This window comes from Paenibacillus glycanilyticus (assembly GCF_030161375.1).
Taxonomy (GTDB): Bacteria; Bacillota; Bacilli; order Paenibacillales; family Paenibacillaceae; genus Pristimantibacillus; species Pristimantibacillus glycanilyticus_B.
Genome location: NZ_BSSQ01000005.1, coordinates 98,136 through 117,794, shown reverse-complemented (window position 1 = coordinate 117,794; position 19,659 = coordinate 98,136). Strand labels below are relative to the sequence as shown.

The following is a 19,659-nucleotide window of genomic DNA, read 5'->3' as shown; positions in this document are numbered from 1 at the left end:
AGAGAAGGGACATTCGATGAAATTACACGTATATAAAGCGTTATGGGGAATGGAAGGGACTTACGAAGAGCTACTGGGAAAAGCGTCTGCAGCAGGTTACTACGGCATTGAAGCGCCATTACCGCCGGAGAACGACGAGCATTCGTTCAAACAACTGCTGGAGCGTTACGACCTTTCTTATATTGCGCAGATTGTAACGCACGGTGACCATTCCTCTTCGTTCGCTGAGTTAGTTAAGCGGGCAGCTACGTTCCAGCCGGTTCATATCGTTGCGCATTCCGCGAAAGACAGCATGAGCGAAGATGATCAGGATCGCTTCTATGAACAGGCGCTGCGCGTGGAACAAGAGTGGAAAATACCCGTTGGTCATGAAACCCATCGAGGCAGGGCTATGTTTACGCCATGGACGACGGCGAGACTGCTCCGAAAGTTCCCGGAGCTGCGCATCACGGCCGACTTCAGTCATTGGGTGAACGTATGCGAATCCCATCTGGAAGATCAAGATGAAAACGTTGCCCTAGCTGTCAGTAAAACCATTCATATCCATGGCCGAGTCGGGTATCCGGAAGGGCCTCAGATTCCTCACCCGGCGTCCCCATACTTCCGTAAGGAGCTCAAATTGTTCATGGGTTGGTGGCAGGACATTTTCCGGCACCAGCAGGACAGTGGCAGATCGAATGCGACGTTCACGGCAGAGTTTGGGCCGCCGGGATATATGCATACCGATCCTTTCACCAATAAGCCGATAGCCGACTTATGGGAAATCAACGAGTGGATGACGGACATAGTGAAAGAAAATTTCAACCGCTTAAGCACCGTTCGTTCATTAGAGTAGTCCCGTTTAGATATAGTTTGCGGGTGAAATGCCCGTTATTTTCTTGAAAGCTTTATAGAAGTTCGAATAATCCTCGAAACCGGTCATGGTACACACCTCGCCAGGGGGGAAACGCAGCTTCAGCAGCTCGATTGCTTTGGCAATCCGCTTATGCGTGATGTATTGTTTGAAGCTGGAGCCGGTCATGCTCTTGAACAAATGCGAGAAATGATAGCGGTTCATATGGAATTGTTCCTCGATGTGCTGAAGCGTGAGTGGCTCGTACAAATGTTGATTGATGTAGCTGAGGATCTGTTCGATCCTTGCGTTATAGTTGCCGTTTAGAGCGGTGGGGAGCACCTGGGAGGCTATGACATCGTTAATCTGAATCAGCAGGCGGATGAATGCCGTCTCGATTAGCAAGTCGCGAGCCGGATGGCCGCTGCGCTGATGCTCCTCAATCTCACTGAAGGAACGCGCCAATTGCGCTTGCTCTATAAGCTTGCTCGGTAGCCAATTAAAGCTTCCGGGCTTTTTGCGTTCGAAATATTGCAATAGCGAGTACCCTTCATGACTATAATGGCTGCAAAATTCCGGGGTGAAAAACAGGATGATCCGCTCATACTCCGAATCCGAGGCAAAATAGGGCCTGTGCATCTCGCGGTTGTTCAGGATAATCATATCGCCTGGATTAAGCGTATAGCTCTGCTCTTCGACTTGATAGACGACATTGCCCGATACTAAATAGTAGATTTCGTAGCACTCCAGCATGTAGTTGTGATGCTGATCATCATGAGGATTCCGCGTCAGCGTGCGATGATAAGTGAAATTACCGTTATGCAGACTGATGGTTGTGATCGTTTCGTTCATCGTTTCGTTCCTCTTTCCCGAAATAATCATAATCGGCAATCTAGAATCGCAAGATTTGCAATGTTTTACGCAAACTATACCATATCGACGGAGAGGCGCTCAACGTAAACTCTAAATATATGAAAGCATATGGTCATTTTATTGATATGGAGGAGTTAGCATGAAAGAGCTGCTGCGGGAGAACGGCCCATTTATTGAAGAAACGTGGAAAAGGATTACAGACAAGGTGAAGGTTACTTCGGCCAGGATTAAAGACGGCATGCCGTATACGACGCATGACGGCGTCTATGACGACTGGCAGGATGAAGCATCCTGGTGGACGAACACGTTTTGGACGGGCATGTTGTGGCATATGTATGAGGCAACGAAGGATGAAGCCTACAAGCAGTACGCACAAAGCATTGAAGAGAAAATGGATGCGGTTCTTCACGGGTACGATGAGCTTCATCACGACGTTGGCTTCATGTGGCTGTTATCGAGCGTGATGAACTATGAAGCGACGGGCGAGCAGAAGGCAAAGCAACGGGCTATGCTGGCCGCTAACGTATTGGCCGCCCGAATGAATATCGCCGGTGGATATATTCGGGCCTGGAACGGCGACGGCAATGAGGGCTGGGCGATCATCGACTGCATGATGAATATCCCGCTGCTATTCTGGGCGAGCAAGCAGAGCAAGGACGAACGATTTAAGCAGGTCGGTATTTTGCACGCGGACAAGACGCTCCGGCATTTCGTCCGGGAAGACGGTTCTGTTAATCATATCGTTGCATTTGATCCGCATAGCGGCGAGGTGCTGGATATACCAGGCGGGCAAGGCTACGTTAGCGGTTCCTCTTGGACGAGAGGCCAGAGCTGGGCGATTTACGGCTTCGCGCAAGCTTACAATTGGACCGGCAAGTCCGAATATTTGAACGCGGCAAAACGGATCTCGCATTATTTCATCGCTAATTTAGCGCTTACCGGCTATGTACCGCCTTGCGATTTCCGGCAGCCGTCTGACGCGCCGCTGTTTGATAGCAGCGCGGGAGCGATCGCTGCCTGCGGTCTTATCGAGATTGCGAAGGCCGTTCCCGAGGCAGAGCAGAGTTTGTATCTGCAAGCAGCGCTCGCCATATTGAAAGCGCTGGCAGAGAAGTGTGCCGTCTGGGATCTATCCGACGAATGTCTGCTCACAAACGGCACCTCTGCCTTCCATCGCGGTAATCATCGTGCCGACGTCGACAATGGCGCGTTAATATACGGAGACTATTATTTTGTCGAGGCCTTTGCTAAGCTGCGGGCGATAACAGGGGAGCAATTATGATAACGTACACCTACAAAGCAATTCGAGATGCAATAACAGCCGTACAGGAAGTGCCCCGAACTTTGCTAGGGAAGGAAATGAATCAGCGTCTGCTCCGGCAACTGGCGCAGTCCCCGCATCTAGAGCCGCTTTTTGCGGAGGCTAGAGCCGCGTCGGATCTTGCAAAGCGCGAGCCGTTCCCGGAGCTGAAATTTTCCGACCTTCGCCTGTTTGCGGCACAGGGTACCAGGCTAGAATATGAAACGCCTTATTTTGAGCGCCGCAACCGGTTTATCTCTTTGCTGCTCGTGGTGCTCCTGGAGCAGGAGCCGTCCGATCTGCAGGCATTAGAAGATCTGATCTGGGAAATCTGCGGGGAATATACATGGTGCTTACCCGCTCATTTGCCGATGTCTCCCGATAGAATTCCTCCACGGCAGCGTGTCGATTTGTTTGCGGCAGAGACGGCTCATGCGCTGGCTGAAGCCTTGTACCTGCTGGGAGATTTGCTTGACCCGCAGGTCGCAGATCGCGTGAGGGATGAAGTAGAGGAGCGAGTTTTTCAGCCGCTATTCGAATCCTCATCCGCTTTCGGATGGGAATCGTCGACGAGCAACTGGTCGGCGGTTTGTTCAGGCGCGGCGGGAATGGCGGCGATTATGCTCGTGCAGGATAAGGAGCGTTTGGCAGGGATAACGGCCCGCGTCATTCGCACGATGAATGTCTTCCTTAGCGGATTCGAGGATGATGGATGCTGTACGGAGGGAATTGGTTATTGGGCGTATGGATTCGGATTTTTCTTCTATTATGCCGATATGCTCCATGAGCTGACTTCCGGGGCTATTAACCTGCTTAGCGGGGAGAAGATCAGTAAGATTGCGTCTTTCCCCGCAGCGGTGCAGCTCTCTGGAGCGAGCTATACGAGCTTCTCGGATGCATGGCCGGACAGTCAGCCTCATACGGGACTGATGTGCCGTCTGCATCATAGGTTAGGCCAAGCGCTGCCGGAGATGAACGGAGTTCCCGCCTTATACCGAATCAATCGGTGGGCGCATGCGTCGCGCAATCTGTTGTGGAGTGAAGCCGAGCTGTTGAACGGATCTATGGCGCAGGGCAATTTCTTCTTTCCGGAAGCAGGCTGGGCAGTCTCCAAAGCGATGCATGCCAGCGCGCAATTCAGCATGGCCTGCAAGGGCGGTCACAACGACGAACCTCATAATCATAACGACTTGGGGCAATTCATTCTCAATGTCAATGGGGAGTCGCTGCTGACTGATCTCGGAGCAGGCGTCTATACGAAGGATTATTTTGGCGAACTGCGTTATGAACATCTTCATAATGCGTCGGAGGGCCACTCTGTTCCTCTCGTTAACGGCTGTCAGCAGGCGGCTGGCCGTACTTATGCGGCCGAACTCGTTGGACGGGAAGGACAGGGAGGAATGCTGGAGGCGGAAGTCGATCTAACGCAGGCATACCCGGCGGAAAGCGGACTGACGAAGCTGATTCGAGCGTTTTCCTGGAGACTAGAGCCGGAATTGCCGCAAGCCGAGCTGTCAATTGTCGATACGTATTCCTTCCGTGAAGCGAATAACCGCGTTGAGGAGCTGTTCATGAGCTTCCACCGGCCAACACTCGAGCACGGCCGCATCATTTGGAAGGGAGAGCGGAGCAAGGCGGTGCTGGTGTTTGACCGGGAAATGCTGCAAGCGGAGATCGAGGAGATCGCAAGCCAGCTTCATAATGCCGAACCGGTCCTTATTTATCGCGTCCGCCTGAAAGCGCAAGCGCTGGGAGCAGAGGTGCGTATCCCTTTGCGCTTTATGGTGACGGCAGAGGTTTAATAAGTTAGACAGCTTGTTGTGTTACGGTTTCCTGTACGTGATCGGAAGGCCTCGCTTCTTCGGCGGGGCTTTTTGTTTTGAATGCCATGTAAAAAAGCCCGCTCTTGGCTCTGTTAACCTACAGAACCTTGAGACGGGCTGTTGCTGCTCTTTCCATAGAAATTGTCAGCGAGTGTGCGAGGCAGGCTCGGGCAAATGCGGAGCGATCCTGTAGCGATATAGGGCAAACGTGAAAGGAGCAGGCAGCGAGAAGGTTAGGTTTCCGGTGACGTCAGTTTCCGTTTCCATCGTAAAGTCATGAGTCTCGGCATCCTGTTTAGCATCGGAACTGAGAATATGCTGTAATTCGAGTCGCGCTGCCTTCGGGAGGTTCCACAGCTTTATGGTGCTGGTCTGCTGCTGAGTAAACTCGCGGAATACGAGAACATAGCCAGTCGACGAATTAACGACAGATTGGAATCCCGTCCATCCCGTACCGCATGGCTCGTCTCCGATCGGTACGATGTGGCCGCCGAGCAGCTCGTCCCGATAAGTCAGGTAACGTTTGATGAGCTTGCCCATGATGGCGGCGGCGCTGTCGCTGAGCGAGGACAGCTCCATCCAGAGGAGCGGATTGGACATGAGCGCGGCAGCAAGCGAATAAGCGATGCCGCAGGCGGCCGGCGCAAGCGGATCATTTGGGTATTGCTGAGAATTGCGCTCGACGTTCAGCGCTTCCATTTGCAGGCGCTGCGCGGGCATCCACCGGGCAAGCTGCCAAAGATTGCGCAGTGTCCAGTGCGGATAGTAATTGCGCCAATCGGTATACCGGTTCTCCAGGAAGATGCCGCCGTAAGGCATGTCGCTGAAATACCCGAACCGGACTTCGGCTGTCGCATCCAGGTTAAAGTATACTTTCCCGCCGGTAGCTTCCGTTACGGCGTCCATCATGGCGATCAGATTACGCTCGCCACGCTTGGAGCGAAGATGAATGCCGTCCAATTTGAAGTAGTCAATTCCCCAAATCGTATGGAGCCCGAGCAACGTATCCGCGTCCTGACGCCATTGTCCATAGTAGTTAGTGGCATCTGGCGAGAACCATAAGCCGACCCGGATGCCGTACTCGCCTGCCCGCTGCATAACGGAATGTAGGCTGTGCGGGAAACGCCCTTGATGAACGGACCAGAAGGCTGCATCCGCTTCGTAATAGCTGCCCCATTGTCCGCCTCCAGCAACCGATGCTTGAACGGAATTCATGGTTATACCGTGCTCCCAGCCGTCGTCGATCTGCAGGTGGGTAACGCCCAAACGCGCTGCGGCATCAAGCTCCTCCAGAATAAACGACTCACAGATGCGCGCATCCTTTGAACGGTCCCCCCAGGTGTTACTCATGACGAACAGATCGCGCTCCGGCACGATTGGTTTTTGCGCCAACGCGTACTGATGCAGCCAATGCATCGACTCATAATCGCCGCCGCTCCATACGCCGACGGCGCTGCCGTACGCGCGCACGAAGCCTTCATGGACATCGTCTTCGGAATGTTCTCCCAAATCTAAATCTGCCTCAGTCACGCTCGATCCGCGGACAAAAAGACTTCGTCCGATAAATTGGAAATCCGTTCCGCAGTCGTTCAGCTGCCCGCACGTTGTTGGACTTTCCTTGACGATCGTTAATCCATCCCCGCTGAGCAAATCATTGATGACAAGGACATTGCCGCGCAGCGATAGCTTCTCGTTCGGATAGAGAAGACCAGTCTCAATGCTTGCGAGATTGTTGTTCGTATCCGTTACATCGCGGAATTTAGCGGCTTGCCAACGTCCGTGCTGCAAGCGCAGGGGAAGCATATCGACATAATCGTCAGGCAGCATGCTGCGCTCCGAGTTGTTGGTGTCCAGCAACAAGCCCCCGGCGGCGGTTACCGAAGCAGGGATGGATTGTATGACTTTCCCGGCGGCGTTTTTGCGGAACAGTAGCGCGGTTCTTATGACGGGCAGCTGAGGGTAAAGCCTGACGACAAGCTTAATATCGAGCGTACCGTACCGCATTAGAAGCGAGATGCGCCAATGCTCGGCCGCTAGTCCGTGCCGGTTATCTACGACTGCCTTTGCCTCTATGTCATCAAAGCGGCTTCCGGCGGAGAAGGGATGCCGATACGCCTCTGCCGCATTAGCTCCGGAGGTTAACCATTGCCGTCCCCGGAGTTTATCGGTTAGTCCCTCCGGCGTTAATTTGCTGCCTTTGAGGAGCCAACTGCGTTCAATCTGTCCGTTGCCGACCACAAAGCGGTCTGTTTCCAGCCTATAATAACAATCTTTCCAGGTAGCTATATGAAACACGTCCTCTCGTGATAAAATATTGTTCATAATTGGTTTCAGCTTCATCTTATTAAACTTGGTAATTGCAATCAATCTGACAATATTGAGTGGATTGGATGGTAAAATATTGTGATTAAATCATATGGATTTCGTTTCCCGGATAGCTATCCTGAGCTTATGCTGATCGAGACGATTGGCCATGAGACGATTACCGACGCTGCCTACGACTGGGAGGGCCGCACGCGGCAAACGACCGGCTATCTGTTTCAATACACGCTGGCGGGAAGCGGCTGGCTGGAGGTCGAGGGACAGTTGTTTGAAGTGAAGAAGAATCAGGCTTTTGTCGTAGAGATTCCCGGGCCGCACCGTTATTATTACGATCCGCGTGCGGGAGAGCCCTGGGAGGTGATCTGGGTTCGTCTTCGCGGTGGACAAATGGCTTCCATCTGGGACAGCCTGCATAAACGGGGACCCGTTCTGCAGCTGAATGCCGATGCAGAACCAATTGCCGCGTGGAGACGGTTGTTCCATGACACGATCAAGGGCAAGCTGAATGATCCATATGTTCAGTCCGTACGCATCTACGAGTGGCTGCTCACTATCCTTAGGCTGAGCCGTCAGGGGCATGAGGCATCCCGCAGGCCGGATGGGCTTCCGCCTTACGGGGCTTCGATTGCCTATATGCGCGAGAAGTACGGTCGGACGATCAACCTCGAGGAGTTAGCAGCGGTTGAACATCTGTCGAAGTCTCATTATTGCAAAGCGTTTCATCGCGCGCTTGGCCTTTCGCCATTTGATTACTTGAACCGGGTGCGCGTGGAAGAAGCGGCCGAGCTGCTCGGCGGCAGTGACTTAACCGTGACGCAGATTGCCGCAGCAACCGGGTTCGATACGACCAGCTATTTCGGCAAAGTGTTCAAGCGTTATGTGGGGATGACTCCGCTGCAGTACCGCGAAGGCCAGCATGACTGGAACGTCGACCGGCTGAAGCTTGTGTAGTCTGCAGTGGAGCTATATGCCGAAAGATCATTTGTACAGGAGCTGATATTTTTTCGGCGTGTCGCCGTACTTCTCTTTGAATATCCGTATAAAATGGTTTGTGGAGCTGTAGCCGAGCTTGCTTGCGATCTCGTTCACCGGAAGCTTGGTCTCCTTGAGCAGCTTAGCAGCCTCCGATAGCCGGCATTCCGTCAAATATTCGGTAAAATTGATTCCGGTGCTCTTCTTGAATAATTTACCGAGGTAATTTGCACTAATGTTCATATCATCCGCTACCCGTTCAAGGCTAATATCGTCGTAAAGATGTTCATTAATATAATTTTTAATTTTGATTTCGATGTTATAATCAAAGCTTTGTTTACGGTTTTCAATCGCCGAAACCGCCTTCCTAATGAGGCTAATCGCCCAGTCAGCCGCTTCTCCGATATGGTCGAGCTCCTTGAACTTTTCCCTAATATCGCAGCCGAACAGGGCGGTTGAGCTGAAACCGATCGACTCCACGACCTTTCTCATCGAAGCGATTACGTCGGAAAAATGGGTCTTGCAATATTCCACGGTGAACGCTCCACTCCGCATCTCATCCGCCAGCTTCCTGATTAGCTGAATGGCTTTATTCTCGTCGCATGCCCGGATACTCACCTCAAGCTCGTCTGTCAGGCTGACCGAACCGCCGCTCCGCTGCCGGTCTGAAATTTTCAGCGTATGATAGGAAAGCACCTTATCGTCCGGATAGAGGTAGGCGTATTCAAGAGCTTCAACCGCCTCTCGGTAGGAGATGGAAATTGTATAATCGCCGAGCGGATATGTATAGCCAAGGGCCATTCGGTAATCGTTCCCATAGATCAGTCCAATCATCTCCGTAATATGCCGGGTGACGGTTGCTGCCTCGGTTACTTCGTCGAGGAAAACAATCCCTTGCACTTGATTGCCGTAATCTTTTATCGCCCAAATCTGGTAACCAGGTTCATTCATGGATTCTAGCATTGCGATAAGCCGGAATGAGCAGGCTTGTTCGTTCTCGAACAATTCCTGTTTTGGCGTCTGCAGGACGAAGGTATAGAAGAGGCTCCAGTTGGAATTAACCTGCAAGTAATCGCTTTCCAGTGAAAGTGCTGGTTTGGATGACTCTTCATGGAGCAGACTGCGGATATAATTATGCCGGATGACGGGTTTATTCACTTGGACCTTCTGGTTCAAATCGAGGATCTGATTCGAATAGCTGCCGATTACACTGCGGATTGGCTTATGAACACGTTTCGCAAGCACATACGAAATCAGCAGGCCAACGGCCAGGAAGACAATAACCATCATAAAGAGCCGATTTCTCAGTTCGGTTGCTTGTTTATAAAACAAATCTTTATTGACCATCGAAACATAATGCCAATTATTATAATCCGACTTCAAGTATGAGACCATGGTCGAGTTTCCTGCGATTTTGTCATTAAAAATACTCTCGTTGCTGCCTTGCTCCTGATTCAGCAGTATCTTGTCCAGCCAATCATTTTCGCCATGCTTAAGCTCGTTAATTTGATCGTGCGGATGGTTACTCGCGATGATTCTGCCGATCTCATCCACGATCATGATCTGACCATCTGCCGGATCCTTTAATTGCTGCAGCGCCGCATCCAGAGCGGCCGCGGAAATATTAACGGCCACGATTGCCTTCCGTTTTTCGGGCGGTGCAAAGTAGGGAATGCTTCTAACATAGGTAATGACCGGTTCGTCCGGCGTGCCAGCGTAAGAATACGGACTTGGAGGCATCCAGCTGACCTGCCCCTGCGAATGCTGGAATTGTTCCAGCCAGCCTTTGCGGGAACCAATGGAACAGGTGTCCTCGCTCAGGAAACAGAAGCGGGAATCATAGAAAAGTACGTTGTCGGTCTTATAGTAAACATCAATCGAACGTACATTGGGGAGATTACTCTGCAGGTTGTCCAGTTTGTTGACCACGTTGCGGATCGCAGTGGAATCATGCCGGATGGAGCTCATCATCGGCTTGTTCAGCGTATCGTATTCCGTAGAATCTACGAAGCTCGTCTGAATCATTTTAATGCTGTCTTTCAGAAATTGATCGTCAATGGAGCTGCGGAATTGCATGACGGTCTGCTTATTGATGTTTTCCAGCTGCTCATTAAGCGCTTTCGAAAAATACTGATAGTAAATAACGACTGGCATGAAGGTTACGAGAACGACCAGTATGATGTTAAACAAAAATAGTTGCTGAAAAAAATGGGGCTGCTGCTTGCCATGTTTGTTTAATTTCATCCCAAACTCCTCCCGCCTGGAAACAATAGAAAGATAGAAGCAGCTGCATCGCAGTCTGCTTCTACCTTTATGCAATCGGAACCAATTAAGGCTGCCGGCTATTATTTGCCGACCATCTTATTGTAAGTGTCGTTGACGTCCTTCTCAATTTGATCGCCGCCGTTAGCCTTGAACTTCTTGACGAAATCGTCGAAGCTGTCCGGGCTTGCTTCACCGAGGATGATCTTCAGATAGGCATCATCAGTGAGCTTTGTAAGATCACCCGCGTACTTCGTAAACGAATCGACTGTCGGTGCAGGGAATGGGGAATAACCTGTCGTTTTGACGCTGTCGGCGAATTGGTAGTTGAAGGCATCAAACTTTTTGTTGAAGTCGGGCGATTCAATCATATGGTAGACGGCAATTCCTTTTTTAGCTGCGTCCGCAGTCGTGATTTTTGGGTTGAGGTTGATGTAACTGCCGTTTTCTTCCTTCCAATCTTCGCCTTCAACGCCTCTGAATGTAGTGTTGTAATAATCGAAATCGGTGATCGATGCTTCAGCCATCTTCAGAATCGTCTCCATCTTGCGAGGATCCTTTGCGCCTTTTGTTGTAATGCCTACCGGTGGGGCGTTAACGCCCCATTTGATCGTACCGGATTTGCCGCCTGATCCGACAGGCGGCGTACCGAAAGCAATTTCCGCTGTCGGCTGCGCTTTCAGAAGGTTCTGATATTGTCCGCCTCCCAAGTCGTCAGGAGCGTTTGGATTCATTTTGTTTCTCCAGTGGTAATACATGCCTTTGCCTGTCAGTGCAATCCGGTTATTATAGAAGGCATTTGAGTCAGCCCAGTAACCGCCTGTATTTTCCGAGGTAATGAATTCGGGATCAATAAGTTCTTCTTTGTACCACTTGGCCAGCAAGGTAAGCGCATCCTTCATCTCCGGTTGTATCGCCGCCAACTGAATTCTGCCGTCCTTCTGGATATAATCGAGGTTTACGATGCCTTTACCGGCATTCTTGAAATCAGAGATACCGGGGTAGCCGAATGCACCAAGAATGGCCGGCATAGCGTAATCCGATAAGCCGTACGTGTCTTTCTTCCCGTTGCCGTCCGGGTCGTTGTTGCGAATCTTGATTAAAGCGTCCTCGAATTCCTGAAGCGTCTGAGGGATTTTTGTGATACCTACTTTCTTCAGCCAATCTTGGCGCCATATTAACGCGGTTGGGTAATCTCCATTAATGTTGATAGCTGGAAGCGCGTAGATTTGCCCGTCATATTTCACCGTATTCCACAAATCATATTGATCGATTAGTTTTGCGTACGATGGTGCGAATTGGCGAATCGTGTCTTCGGAGATCGGGGCAAGCACACCGTTATCGACATATTTGGAGATGGTGTTAAAATCCGGTTTGACAAGCAGGACATCCGGCATTTCGCCTCCGGCAAGCTTGACATTCAGCGCATCCACCCAATTGCTTGAGTCAATATACCAAACATTAAACTTGGCGTTAAACTTCTCTGAAACCATTTTGTCTATCGTATTGCCCGGCGTCATCTGGCCGAAGGAGTTGTAGGCAAGCCAATCGATCGTAACGGGATCTTCATTTTTAGTGCTTTGATTGCCTCCATTGTTTCCTGCGTCGGCAGACGGCGTGCTTGATTCGGAGCTTGCCGAATTGCCGTTGTTATTATTGCTGGAGCATGCTGCGAGCATGCCTGCCGCGATGATGCAGCATAGGAGAATACTTGCTGACGACCTGACTCTCTTTTTTTCTTTTGTCATTTGAAACCCTCCAATTGTAATGTATATATGTCATGCCTGCCGTGGAGCAGGAAATAACCGAGTTTACTTACCCTTTGATGGAGCCGATCAGCGTTCCTTTGACGAAATACTTTTGCAAGAAGGGGTAAACGCACAAAATGGGAAGGATGGAAACGATAAGCGTTGCAAGCTTCATCGACTCCGTATTGACATTGGTCTGGCCAGTCTCCGTCCCAGAAGCTGCCAGATCGCCGTCAAGCACGATATGTCGCAGTACCAGCTGCAGCACTTGTTTCTTCTCATCCTGAATGTAAAGCATGCTGTCGAACCAGGCATTCCAGTGATAAACGCCAGTATAAAGCGCAACGGTGGCTAGAACGGGCATCGAAAGGGGCAGGATAATCCGCCATAAAATATAGATGTCATTCGCGCCATCCATCTTGGCCGATTCCTCCAGTGCTTCCGGAATTTCATGAATGAAGTTTCGTACGATCAGCAGCAGAAACGTGCTGACCGCACCCGGCAATACGAGCGACCAGATGCTGTTCATCAAACCGAGCTCTTTCACTAGAATGTAAGAGGGAATCATGCCGCCTGAGAAAAACATCGTCAGAACGACGAAACCCGTCCAGAACGTTCGGTGCGGCAGAAATTTTTTCGATAGCGGATAAGCGCCAAGGAAAGTGAGAACCAGCGTAAGGGCAACAGCCAGCACGGTACGCAAAATCGTATTGCCGTAGGCTGTCCAGATCAAGTCATTGTGGAACACCTGCCGGTAACCGGAGAAGTCAAAGGATGTCGGGATGAAATGAAAGCCGTAGCTGTTCACAATCTCCGCCGAGCTCATTGATAGTGTTACGATTTGCAGAAAGGGCAGCAGCGTGACAACCGCCAATAGAGTCAGGACAGTGTAAACGAAGAAGGTAAAAATAAAATCGGATTTGTTTGTTGTATAAGTCCGCACCTCAGGTTTCCTCCATTCAAACATCTCGTTATTCAGGCTAAAATATCGTCTCATCGCTGAACCGTTTGGCAATAAAGTTGGCGGTCAGTACGACAACAAGCGCAACGACATTCTTGAACAGGCCAACTGCTGCGGCATAGCTGTAATTCATTTTTTGAATTCCTTCGGTATAGGTATAGGTGGAAATTACGTCGCCAACGCTGCTTACCTTGGCGTTGAGCAGATTGTAGATTTGATCGAAATCGTCGTTAATGATTTGACCCGAAGTGAGAATGAGCATTATGACGATAACCGGTGAGATAGAAGGCAGCGTAATGTACCAAATTTTCTTCAGTTTGCTGATGCCGTCGACGTCGGCTGCTTCATATAACTCTGGATTTATACCGGCAATGGCGGCCAAATAGATGATAGCGTTGAAGCCAACCGTCTTCCAGATCTCCGTACTGACCAGGATGGACCTGAACCAGTGTACGTCGGCGATAAAGAAAATCGGCTTGAAGCCAAGCAAGTCTAGTAAAACATTGATCGGGCCGCGGCTTGGAGACAGAAACTCGATAATGATGCCCGACAGCGCGATCCAGGAGAGAAAGTAAGGCAAGTAAGTGATCGTCTGCACTGATTTTTTGAAAAGAGGCTTGCGAATTTCATTAAGCAGGATTGCTAACAAAATCGGTGCCGGAAAACCGAAGAGAAGTTTATAAGAATTAATAATGAAGGTGTTCTTCAGCACCGGGAGAAAATAAAGCCCAGAGAACATGTCTCTGAAATTGTCCAGCCCAACCCAAGGGCTGCCCGTGATGCCTTTAATGATTTTGAAATTTTCGAAAGCAATGATGACCCCATAGATCGGAAAGTAGTGAAAAATAATAAAATACAAAATGACAGGTGCCAGCATGATAAAAAAATACTTGTTATCGAGATAGCGTTTCCACACGGTTCGTTTTTTTGATGCGCTGCGGATATGCACTGCAGGGTTAATTGCCGTTATTTGTTCATTGCTCAATTCATCCTCACACTCCATCCTTGTGCACATTGATTGTGATAGCGTTTTCTTTTGTTCTGCCCCCACTATAATGGCAGTCTGTTGTGCTGTTCAATGCGGAATTTCCGTTATAATCACCTTTATCGGACATGAATTAAAAAATTATTGAAAATGGCGGAATGCCGCAAAAATGATGATTATCTGTGAATGTAAACGCTGTCTCTGCATTTGCATTGCGCGCAGATTTTCATAACTAAACGCGTTGATCTTCCGTAAAAAGCAGTCGGTTGGGGAGGGGAGTGCGGACAATTGAATTGTTATAAGGAGGAGTAAGCAAAAGGCCCTGCAGTGAAATCTGCAGAGCCTTTGACTTTTATCTTTAAGCAATCTGTTTATTTTTTGCTGGCCAGGAAGGCATCGATTTGACGTTGCTTCTCCTGCAAAATTTTATCCATTCCGGCTTTCTTCATTTCATTGTTCATCTTGTTCAGATAATCGTCCGTATTGCCGATGCCCGCGGAAAGCGCATCAATGTATTTCTTCCAGATCGCGGCGATTGCGGCTTCCTCGTTCTTCACAGGCTCGTTATTATAGGAGAAGCCGGCAAGGACGGACGGCGTGCTTGATTCATTAAACGTTTTGAAGTTTTCCCATTTATGTTCGTTCTCCGTTTCAAAGGTGTAGCTAAGGAATTGGTTGCCAACCTGCCAAGCGTTACCTGGCGCGTAGCCGATCTCGGAAGTTTCAACGCCGTCCAAGTGTTTAATAACCGTCGTTTTGCCATCGACTTTGACATAGTGTTTGCCTTCGACACCGAAGTCGAGAAGGTTGACGACATCCGGATCAGAATGGAGCAGATTCAGGAACATCATGGCGCGCTCAGGATCCTTCGACGTCTTGGAGATCGCGAGCATGGAGTTGTTCAAATCTCCGATTTGCGTATATGTGGGCGTCAGCGGTACTTGAACGACCGGCTTGGTCAGATTAATGCTGGATTCCTCAGCTGCACCGGGTTTCAATTGAGCTTCGGTTGCGAAGAGCAACCCGGTTTTGAGTTGAGCGCTAAGCTCGGTATTGGTTGCGGGATCCTTCTGGAAGAGGCCAAGTTTGTACCATTTCTCCATTAGTTTGAATAGATCTTTCGTATCCTGCTGCTCGAAAATATTTACGACCTTTGTGCTGCCGTCCTTAGGCAGGCGTCCCGGGCTTTCCTGCGAACCGACAAGTTCGTAAGGCAGGATGGCCAACCAGTTGGAACTGGCGACAATCGGAATCATATCCGAGTGATCTTTTTTGACATTCAGCAGATAAGGTTCGAGATCTTCCAGCTTCTTGATCGAGGACAGATCGATGCCGTACTGGTCCACAATCTCCTTCTGAAGCAACATGCCGTATTGGGAAGCCATTTCCTTCTGGGTTGGAATCGCATACAGCTTGTTATCGACTTTGCCGCCATTCAGCAGCACGGGATTAATTGATTTGAGAATGTCCTGACCGTATTTCTCAAGCAGGTTATTGTTTGGATCATCGAGTTGGACGAAGGCGCCTTTGGACACGTTGCCGGTGAAGTTATCGAAGCCGGCAGTGAACATAAGGTCAAACGGTTCGCCGGATGCCATCATCAGGTTCATTTTCTGAGGGAAATCCCCCCAGCTAAGGTGGTTAATTTTAACGGTGGCATTAATTTTGGCTTTTGTAATTTTGTTTAGCTCCGCTTCTACAAGCGCAGTGTCGGTTTGTGCCTTAGGGCCTTCGAAATAAATGGAGATTTCTCTTGGCGGAAGTTTGGACGGATCGACGGCTCCGCCCGTATTATCCGTGGCACCTCCGTTATTTGTTGCTCCCGCGGTTTCGCTGGCGTTTGAGCTTGGTTTGGAATTGGCGTTTGAGTTGTTGTTATTCGTGTTGCCGCACGCCGATAGCAGCATGGCGGTTGCCATAGACAATGTCATTGCGCTGGCGACGATTTTTTTTCTGTTCATTTTTATTAACCCTCCTATGTGTTTGCTTATATGCTATCCGCTGTGGCGGTAGTAGCCGTAGTTAATCGGGAATCAGCCTTTGACGGCACCAACTGTCAAGCCTTTGACGAAATATTTGGCGATGAACGGATAGACGATGACGATCGGTCCGATGCCAACGACGGCCATAGCCATGCGCACGGTCTGCGCAGGCAGCGTCTTGAGTACACCGTCCACGGCCTGCTGATTGGCGAAGCCGGAATTCAGATAGTTCATGTCGCTGATGACGCGGTACAGCAAGTATTGGATGTTGACGAGTTTTTCCGAGCTGATGAAGATCAGGCTCGTATACCAATCGTTCCAATAGATTAGCGTCTGGAACAGGCCGATGGTTGCCAGTACCGGCAGCGAGAGAGGCATAATGATACGGGCGTAGATGCGCCATTCGCTGGCGCCGTCGATCTTCGCCGATTCTACCAGAGCATGAGGTATTGTATTGGCGAAGAAAGTTCGCACGATGATCAGGTTAAACGGAACGATCAGACTTGGCAATATAAGTGCCATCATCGTGTCTTTCAGTCCGGCTTTCACGTAGATGAGATACCAAGGAACAAGTCCCCCGTGGAACAACATCGTGAAGAAGACCAGGAACAGGAAAATATTGCGGTATGGAAAGTCCGGCCGGGAGACCGGGTAGGCAAAGAGCGAAATAAGCAGCAGGCTGGCAGCCGTGCCAACGATGGTAACGAAAGCCGAGATGCCGTAACCCCGTGCGATTTTGTCAAAATCGTTCATCAGATAATCGTAGGCATAAAACGAGAACTTGGCAGGGATAAATTGATAGCCGTGCAAGGTCAGCGAGCTTTCGTCAGTGAACGAAGTCATGATAACAAGCAAGAGCGGCACTACGCATGCCAAGCTAAGTATGGTCAAGCAGACAATAATGGTGTAATAGGCAGCCGGAGAGACAGACTGGGCGCCCATAAACTTTTTGCGCTTTACGCGTTCCGGACGCATTGCGATTTGTTTTTCAGCAAGTTGTGACAAGTTACCACCTCCTAGAATAAAGCATTCTCTTTGTTAATTCTCCGAACAATTGCATTAGATGCGAGCACGAGCACAAAACCTACGAACGACTGGTACAGGCCGGCGGCGCTAGACATGCCAACATCTCCGTTCAACAGGAAGTTCCGGTATACAAAGGTATCCATGACCTCCGTCGCATTCTGCAGCGCGCCCGAGTTCAGCGTCGCCTGATAGAAGAGCCCGAAGTCGGCGTTGAAGATTCGGCTGACTTGCAGCAAGGTCATAATTACGATAACCGGGAGCATCATTGGAATCGTAATGTAGCGGATTTGGCGCCACTTAGATGCTCCGTCAATGACAGCGGCTTCATAATATTCGGTGTCGATGGATACGATTGCGGCCAAGTAGACGATAGCAAAGTAGCCGACATGCTTCCAGGTGTTGACGAGCGGCAGAATGAAATGCCATTTGTCCGGTGACGAATACCAAGAGACAGCGTCTTCGCCCAGCCACTTGAGCATCGAGGTATTCATAAAGCCGGATTCGCCAAGGAAGGCATAAAGGACGTAGCTTACGGCAACGTAAGACAAGAAATACGGGAAGAGCATCGTACTCTGAAAGATGGTTTTCCATCGTTTGTTGCGAATCTCATTCAACAAGATGGCGAGGCCTATGGCGCATACGGTATTAAGCGCAATGAAGATGGCATTGTACATAATCGTATTTCTCGTAGCCAGCCACGCGATATCGGTCTGGAACAAATACTTGAAGTTTGTCCAGCCGGTCCAAGCGCTTCCCCAGATCCCGTCGCTGAACGTGTAATTCTTGAAGGCCAGTACGACCCCGAACATCGGCACGTAGTTGTTAAAAATGACGATGGCGAGCGTCGGCAGCATCATCAGAAATAAAACGCGGAATTTGATCATGTTTCGAAAATGGTATTTAATTGCTCCCACAATGTTCACCTGCTCCTTCTCATTCAATGTTGTAACCCTTATTTTAAGGAAATAGGGCAGATTTAAAATAAAGGATTTATGTATTCCTATCAGTTTCTTGTGATACTTTGTAGAAGATAATGAAAAAAATGAGGTTTTCCCGTAAAGAAGCGTGGGAAAACCTCATTGTTATTGTTACGACTAATTGCCAAATGGCGAATGGAAGACTGGCCTCAGAAACGATGAGAGCTGGATATGACCATCCTGCACTTCTTCCTGCAACAGAAGATTCATGCGATCCGTCTCGAGCTGGAGAGCCTTTGCTACGGTGAAGCGGCCGGAGACGGCTTCCGAGTACGCTTGAAGCCGGTTACTCCAGTCAATATCGAGAAACAGCGACTGATTTGGATTCAGCTTGTTGTTCAGCAAGACCGGAGCGGGAGGATAGAAGGCTTCCGATTCGGTTGGAAGAAAACTTCGGATATGCGATACTGCCGTACTGTTAGGTTGAGAAGCTTTGCGAATCTCTGCCGAATAAGGTAGCAGTAAGTTAGTTTCATAGAGCTTTTGCAGCGTTTCCGAGCTTTCAAGATAAGTCCAGAAGCGAATTGCGGCTTCCTTGTGCTCGGAGGCATTGTTAACGGCAATTAACGGTTCCGGCTTTAGGATAAGCGGGTACTTGTCTTTTTGCTTGGCATCCAGGACGGGCGGTAGCGCTGCCCCCCAATCGAACTGAACGTCTAAGGAATGCTCGAGCTCGTACACATCGCTGTTTGTCACGATCATCATGCCTACATTGCCTTTGGCGAATTGTGCCAGCGCGGATTGGTAACCCAGCGACAGACCGCCGGGAAGGAGACTTTCGGTCTTTTCGAGTCCGTTCATTGCATCAAGCCATTTCCCGTAACCGGTCAGATCGTACCGTCCGGTGTCAGGGTTAAATATCGCTAGCCCGCTGTAAGTTAACGGCACTTCCATGCTGTTGATAAAGCCGGCTTCTTTATCGCCAAGAGGCCAAGCAAATCCGTATCGCTGGTAACCTAGCTGGCTTTGGCTGATTTGACGGGCATTCTTGGCAAGCTCGTCCAGCGTGGCAGGCGGAACCTCGGGGTCTAGCCCTGCCGTAACGAACAGCGATTTGTTATAGATCAGCCGGGTTGTGCCAAAAGCATGCGGAACGCTAAAGATCTGGCTGTTAAAGCTGCCGTAGTCGATCGCCCACTGGTCGTAAGCCGGCAGTTCCGGAGATTTCGCGGCGGCGGTAAGATCGGCCAGCCAGTTCTTTAAGAAATACGTTGTCTTCCAATCCTCGTCCACGGATAGCAGATCCGGACCGTCTCCGTCAATCATGTGCATGTTCATCAGCCGCGCGTAATCCTCCTTCGGAGTATCGATTAACTCCACGGTCGTTTTATCCGGATTAGTGCGATTGTAATTCTCAATGATCTCCGCCAATCTCGTCTTCGGAATCCCGCCGTTATAGGCGAAAGTAAGGTGGACTTTATTCGCGGGAACTAGAGGCTCCGCCGTTTCGACATCCTGCTGCTTGCGAAGTTCGTGGATTAGAAAGAAAGCCGTAATGAAGGTCAGAACAACTGAAAGCAATGCAATGATACGAATATTTATGGGTTTCATTTTAATCCTCCCGCAAGTATAATGGGCAATAAATTAAGGAAAAAG

General features: G+C 49.8%; 14 protein-coding genes. 4 read left to right on the top strand and 10 right to left on the bottom strand.

Annotation, left to right across the window (positions count from 1 at the left end):
• Positions 1-16 precede the first annotated feature (16 nt).
• Complete coding sequence (locus tag QQK89_RS06485; RefSeq protein ID WP_284237678.1) at positions 17-835, top strand: sugar phosphate isomerase/epimerase family protein; 819 nt, start codon at positions 17-19, stop codon at positions 833-835.
• 6 nt (positions 836-841) lie between these two features.
• Here the strand turns inward: QQK89_RS06485 and QQK89_RS06480 are convergent, their stop codons facing one another.
• The gene (locus QQK89_RS06480; protein WP_284237677.1) at positions 842-1,684 is read right to left on the bottom strand and encodes an AraC family transcriptional regulator; all 843 of its coding nucleotides are present in this window, start codon (positions 1,682-1,684) and stop codon (positions 842-844) included.
• A 160-nt stretch (positions 1,685-1,844) separates the two neighbouring features.
• Here QQK89_RS06480 and QQK89_RS06475 point away from each other — a divergent pair, with 160 nt between their 5' ends.
• Both QQK89_RS06475 and QQK89_RS06470 read left to right on the top strand, forming a co-directional pair.
• Positions 1,845-2,987: a glycoside hydrolase family 88 protein gene (locus tag QQK89_RS06475; protein WP_284237676.1), complete on the top strand. Its 1,143-nt coding sequence runs from the start codon at positions 1,845-1,847 to the stop codon at positions 2,985-2,987.
• Positions 2,984-4,807, top strand: coding sequence for a heparinase II/III domain-containing protein (locus QQK89_RS06470; protein WP_284237675.1), 1,824 nt, complete (start codon positions 2,984-2,986; stop codon positions 4,805-4,807). Before QQK89_RS06475 ends, QQK89_RS06470 begins: the two co-directional genes overlap by 4 nt.
• Positions 4,808-4,972: 165 nt before the next feature.
• Here QQK89_RS06470 and QQK89_RS06465 read toward each other — a convergent pair whose 3' ends face one another.
• Entirely contained in the window at positions 4,973-7,168 is a 2,196-nt protein-coding gene (locus tag QQK89_RS06465; protein ID WP_284237674.1) for an alpha-galactosidase, read from the bottom strand.
• A 63-nt stretch (positions 7,169-7,231) separates the two neighbouring features.
• Between QQK89_RS06465 and QQK89_RS06460 the strand changes: the two genes are divergently transcribed.
• A complete protein-coding gene (locus QQK89_RS06460) occupies positions 7,232-8,101 on the top strand; it encodes a helix-turn-helix transcriptional regulator (protein ID WP_284237673.1) in 870 nt (289 codons plus the stop codon).
• 27 nt (positions 8,102-8,128) lie between these two features.
• Here QQK89_RS06460 and QQK89_RS06455 read toward each other — a convergent pair whose 3' ends face one another.
• The 8 genes from QQK89_RS06455 to QQK89_RS06420 form a co-directional block, all read right to left on the bottom strand.
• Positions 8,129-10,366, bottom strand: coding sequence for an AraC family transcriptional regulator (locus tag QQK89_RS06455; RefSeq protein ID WP_284237672.1), 2,238 nt, complete (start codon positions 10,364-10,366; stop codon positions 8,129-8,131).
• Positions 10,367-10,467: 101 nt separating this feature from the next.
• Complete coding sequence (locus QQK89_RS06450) at positions 10,468-12,132, bottom strand: extracellular solute-binding protein (protein ID WP_284237671.1); 1,665 nt, start codon at positions 12,130-12,132, stop codon at positions 10,468-10,470.
• A 67-nt stretch (positions 12,133-12,199) separates the two neighbouring features.
• Positions 12,200-13,075 carry a carbohydrate ABC transporter permease gene (locus tag QQK89_RS06445; RefSeq protein WP_284237670.1) on the bottom strand — a complete coding sequence of 292 codons (876 nt, stop codon included), beginning with the start codon at positions 13,073-13,075 and terminating at the stop codon, positions 12,200-12,202.
• Between the two features lie 37 nt (positions 13,076-13,112).
• Entirely contained in the window at positions 13,113-14,078 is a 966-nt protein-coding gene (locus QQK89_RS06440) for an ABC transporter permease (protein WP_284237669.1), read from the bottom strand.
• A gap of 371 nt (positions 14,079-14,449) precedes the next feature.
• The gene (locus QQK89_RS06435) at positions 14,450-16,039 is read right to left on the bottom strand and encodes an ABC transporter substrate-binding protein (protein WP_284237668.1); all 1,590 of its coding nucleotides are present in this window, start codon (positions 16,037-16,039) and stop codon (positions 14,450-14,452) included.
• Positions 16,040-16,111: 72 nt separating this feature from the next.
• Complete coding sequence (locus QQK89_RS06430; protein ID WP_284237667.1) at positions 16,112-17,065, bottom strand: carbohydrate ABC transporter permease; 954 nt, start codon at positions 17,063-17,065, stop codon at positions 16,112-16,114.
• A gap of 11 nt (positions 17,066-17,076) precedes the next feature.
• A complete protein-coding gene (locus QQK89_RS06425; protein WP_284237666.1) occupies positions 17,077-18,000 on the bottom strand; it encodes an ABC transporter permease in 924 nt (307 codons plus the stop codon).
• Positions 18,001-18,180: 180 nt separating this feature from the next.
• The gene (locus tag QQK89_RS06420; RefSeq protein ID WP_284237665.1) at positions 18,181-19,614 is read right to left on the bottom strand and encodes an ABC transporter substrate-binding protein; all 1,434 of its coding nucleotides are present in this window, start codon (positions 19,612-19,614) and stop codon (positions 18,181-18,183) included.
• Positions 19,615-19,659: the final 45 nt, after the last annotated feature.

Bases quoted from the DNA above. Each gene is read 5' to 3' on its own strand.
- QQK89_RS06465 (WP_284237674.1), bottom strand. From the start codon at position 7,168: ATGAAGCTGAAACCAATTATGAACAATATTTTATCACGAGAGGACGTG.
- QQK89_RS06470 (WP_284237675.1), top strand. From the start codon at position 2,984: ATGATAACGTACACCTACAAAGCAATTCGAGATGCAATAACAGCCGTA.
- QQK89_RS06455 (WP_284237672.1), bottom strand. From the start codon at position 10,366: ATGAAATTAAACAAACATGGCAAGCAGCAGCCCCATTTTTTTCAGCAA.
- QQK89_RS06485 (WP_284237678.1), top strand. From the start codon at position 17: ATGAAATTACACGTATATAAAGCGTTATGGGGAATGGAAGGGACTTAC.
- QQK89_RS06450 (WP_284237671.1), bottom strand. From the start codon at position 12,132: ATGACAAAAGAAAAAAAGAGAGTCAGGTCGTCAGCAAGTATTCTCCTA.
- QQK89_RS06475 (WP_284237676.1), top strand. From the start codon at position 1,845: ATGAAAGAGCTGCTGCGGGAGAACGGCCCATTTATTGAAGAAACGTGG.
- QQK89_RS06435 (WP_284237668.1), bottom strand. From the start codon at position 16,039: ATGAACAGAAAAAAAATCGTCGCCAGCGCAATGACATTGTCTATGGCA.
- QQK89_RS06420 (WP_284237665.1), bottom strand. From the start codon at position 19,614: ATGAAACCCATAAATATTCGTATCATTGCATTGCTTTCAGTTGTTCTG.
- QQK89_RS06480 (WP_284237677.1), bottom strand. From the start codon at position 1,684: ATGAACGAAACGATCACAACCATCAGTCTGCATAACGGTAATTTCACT.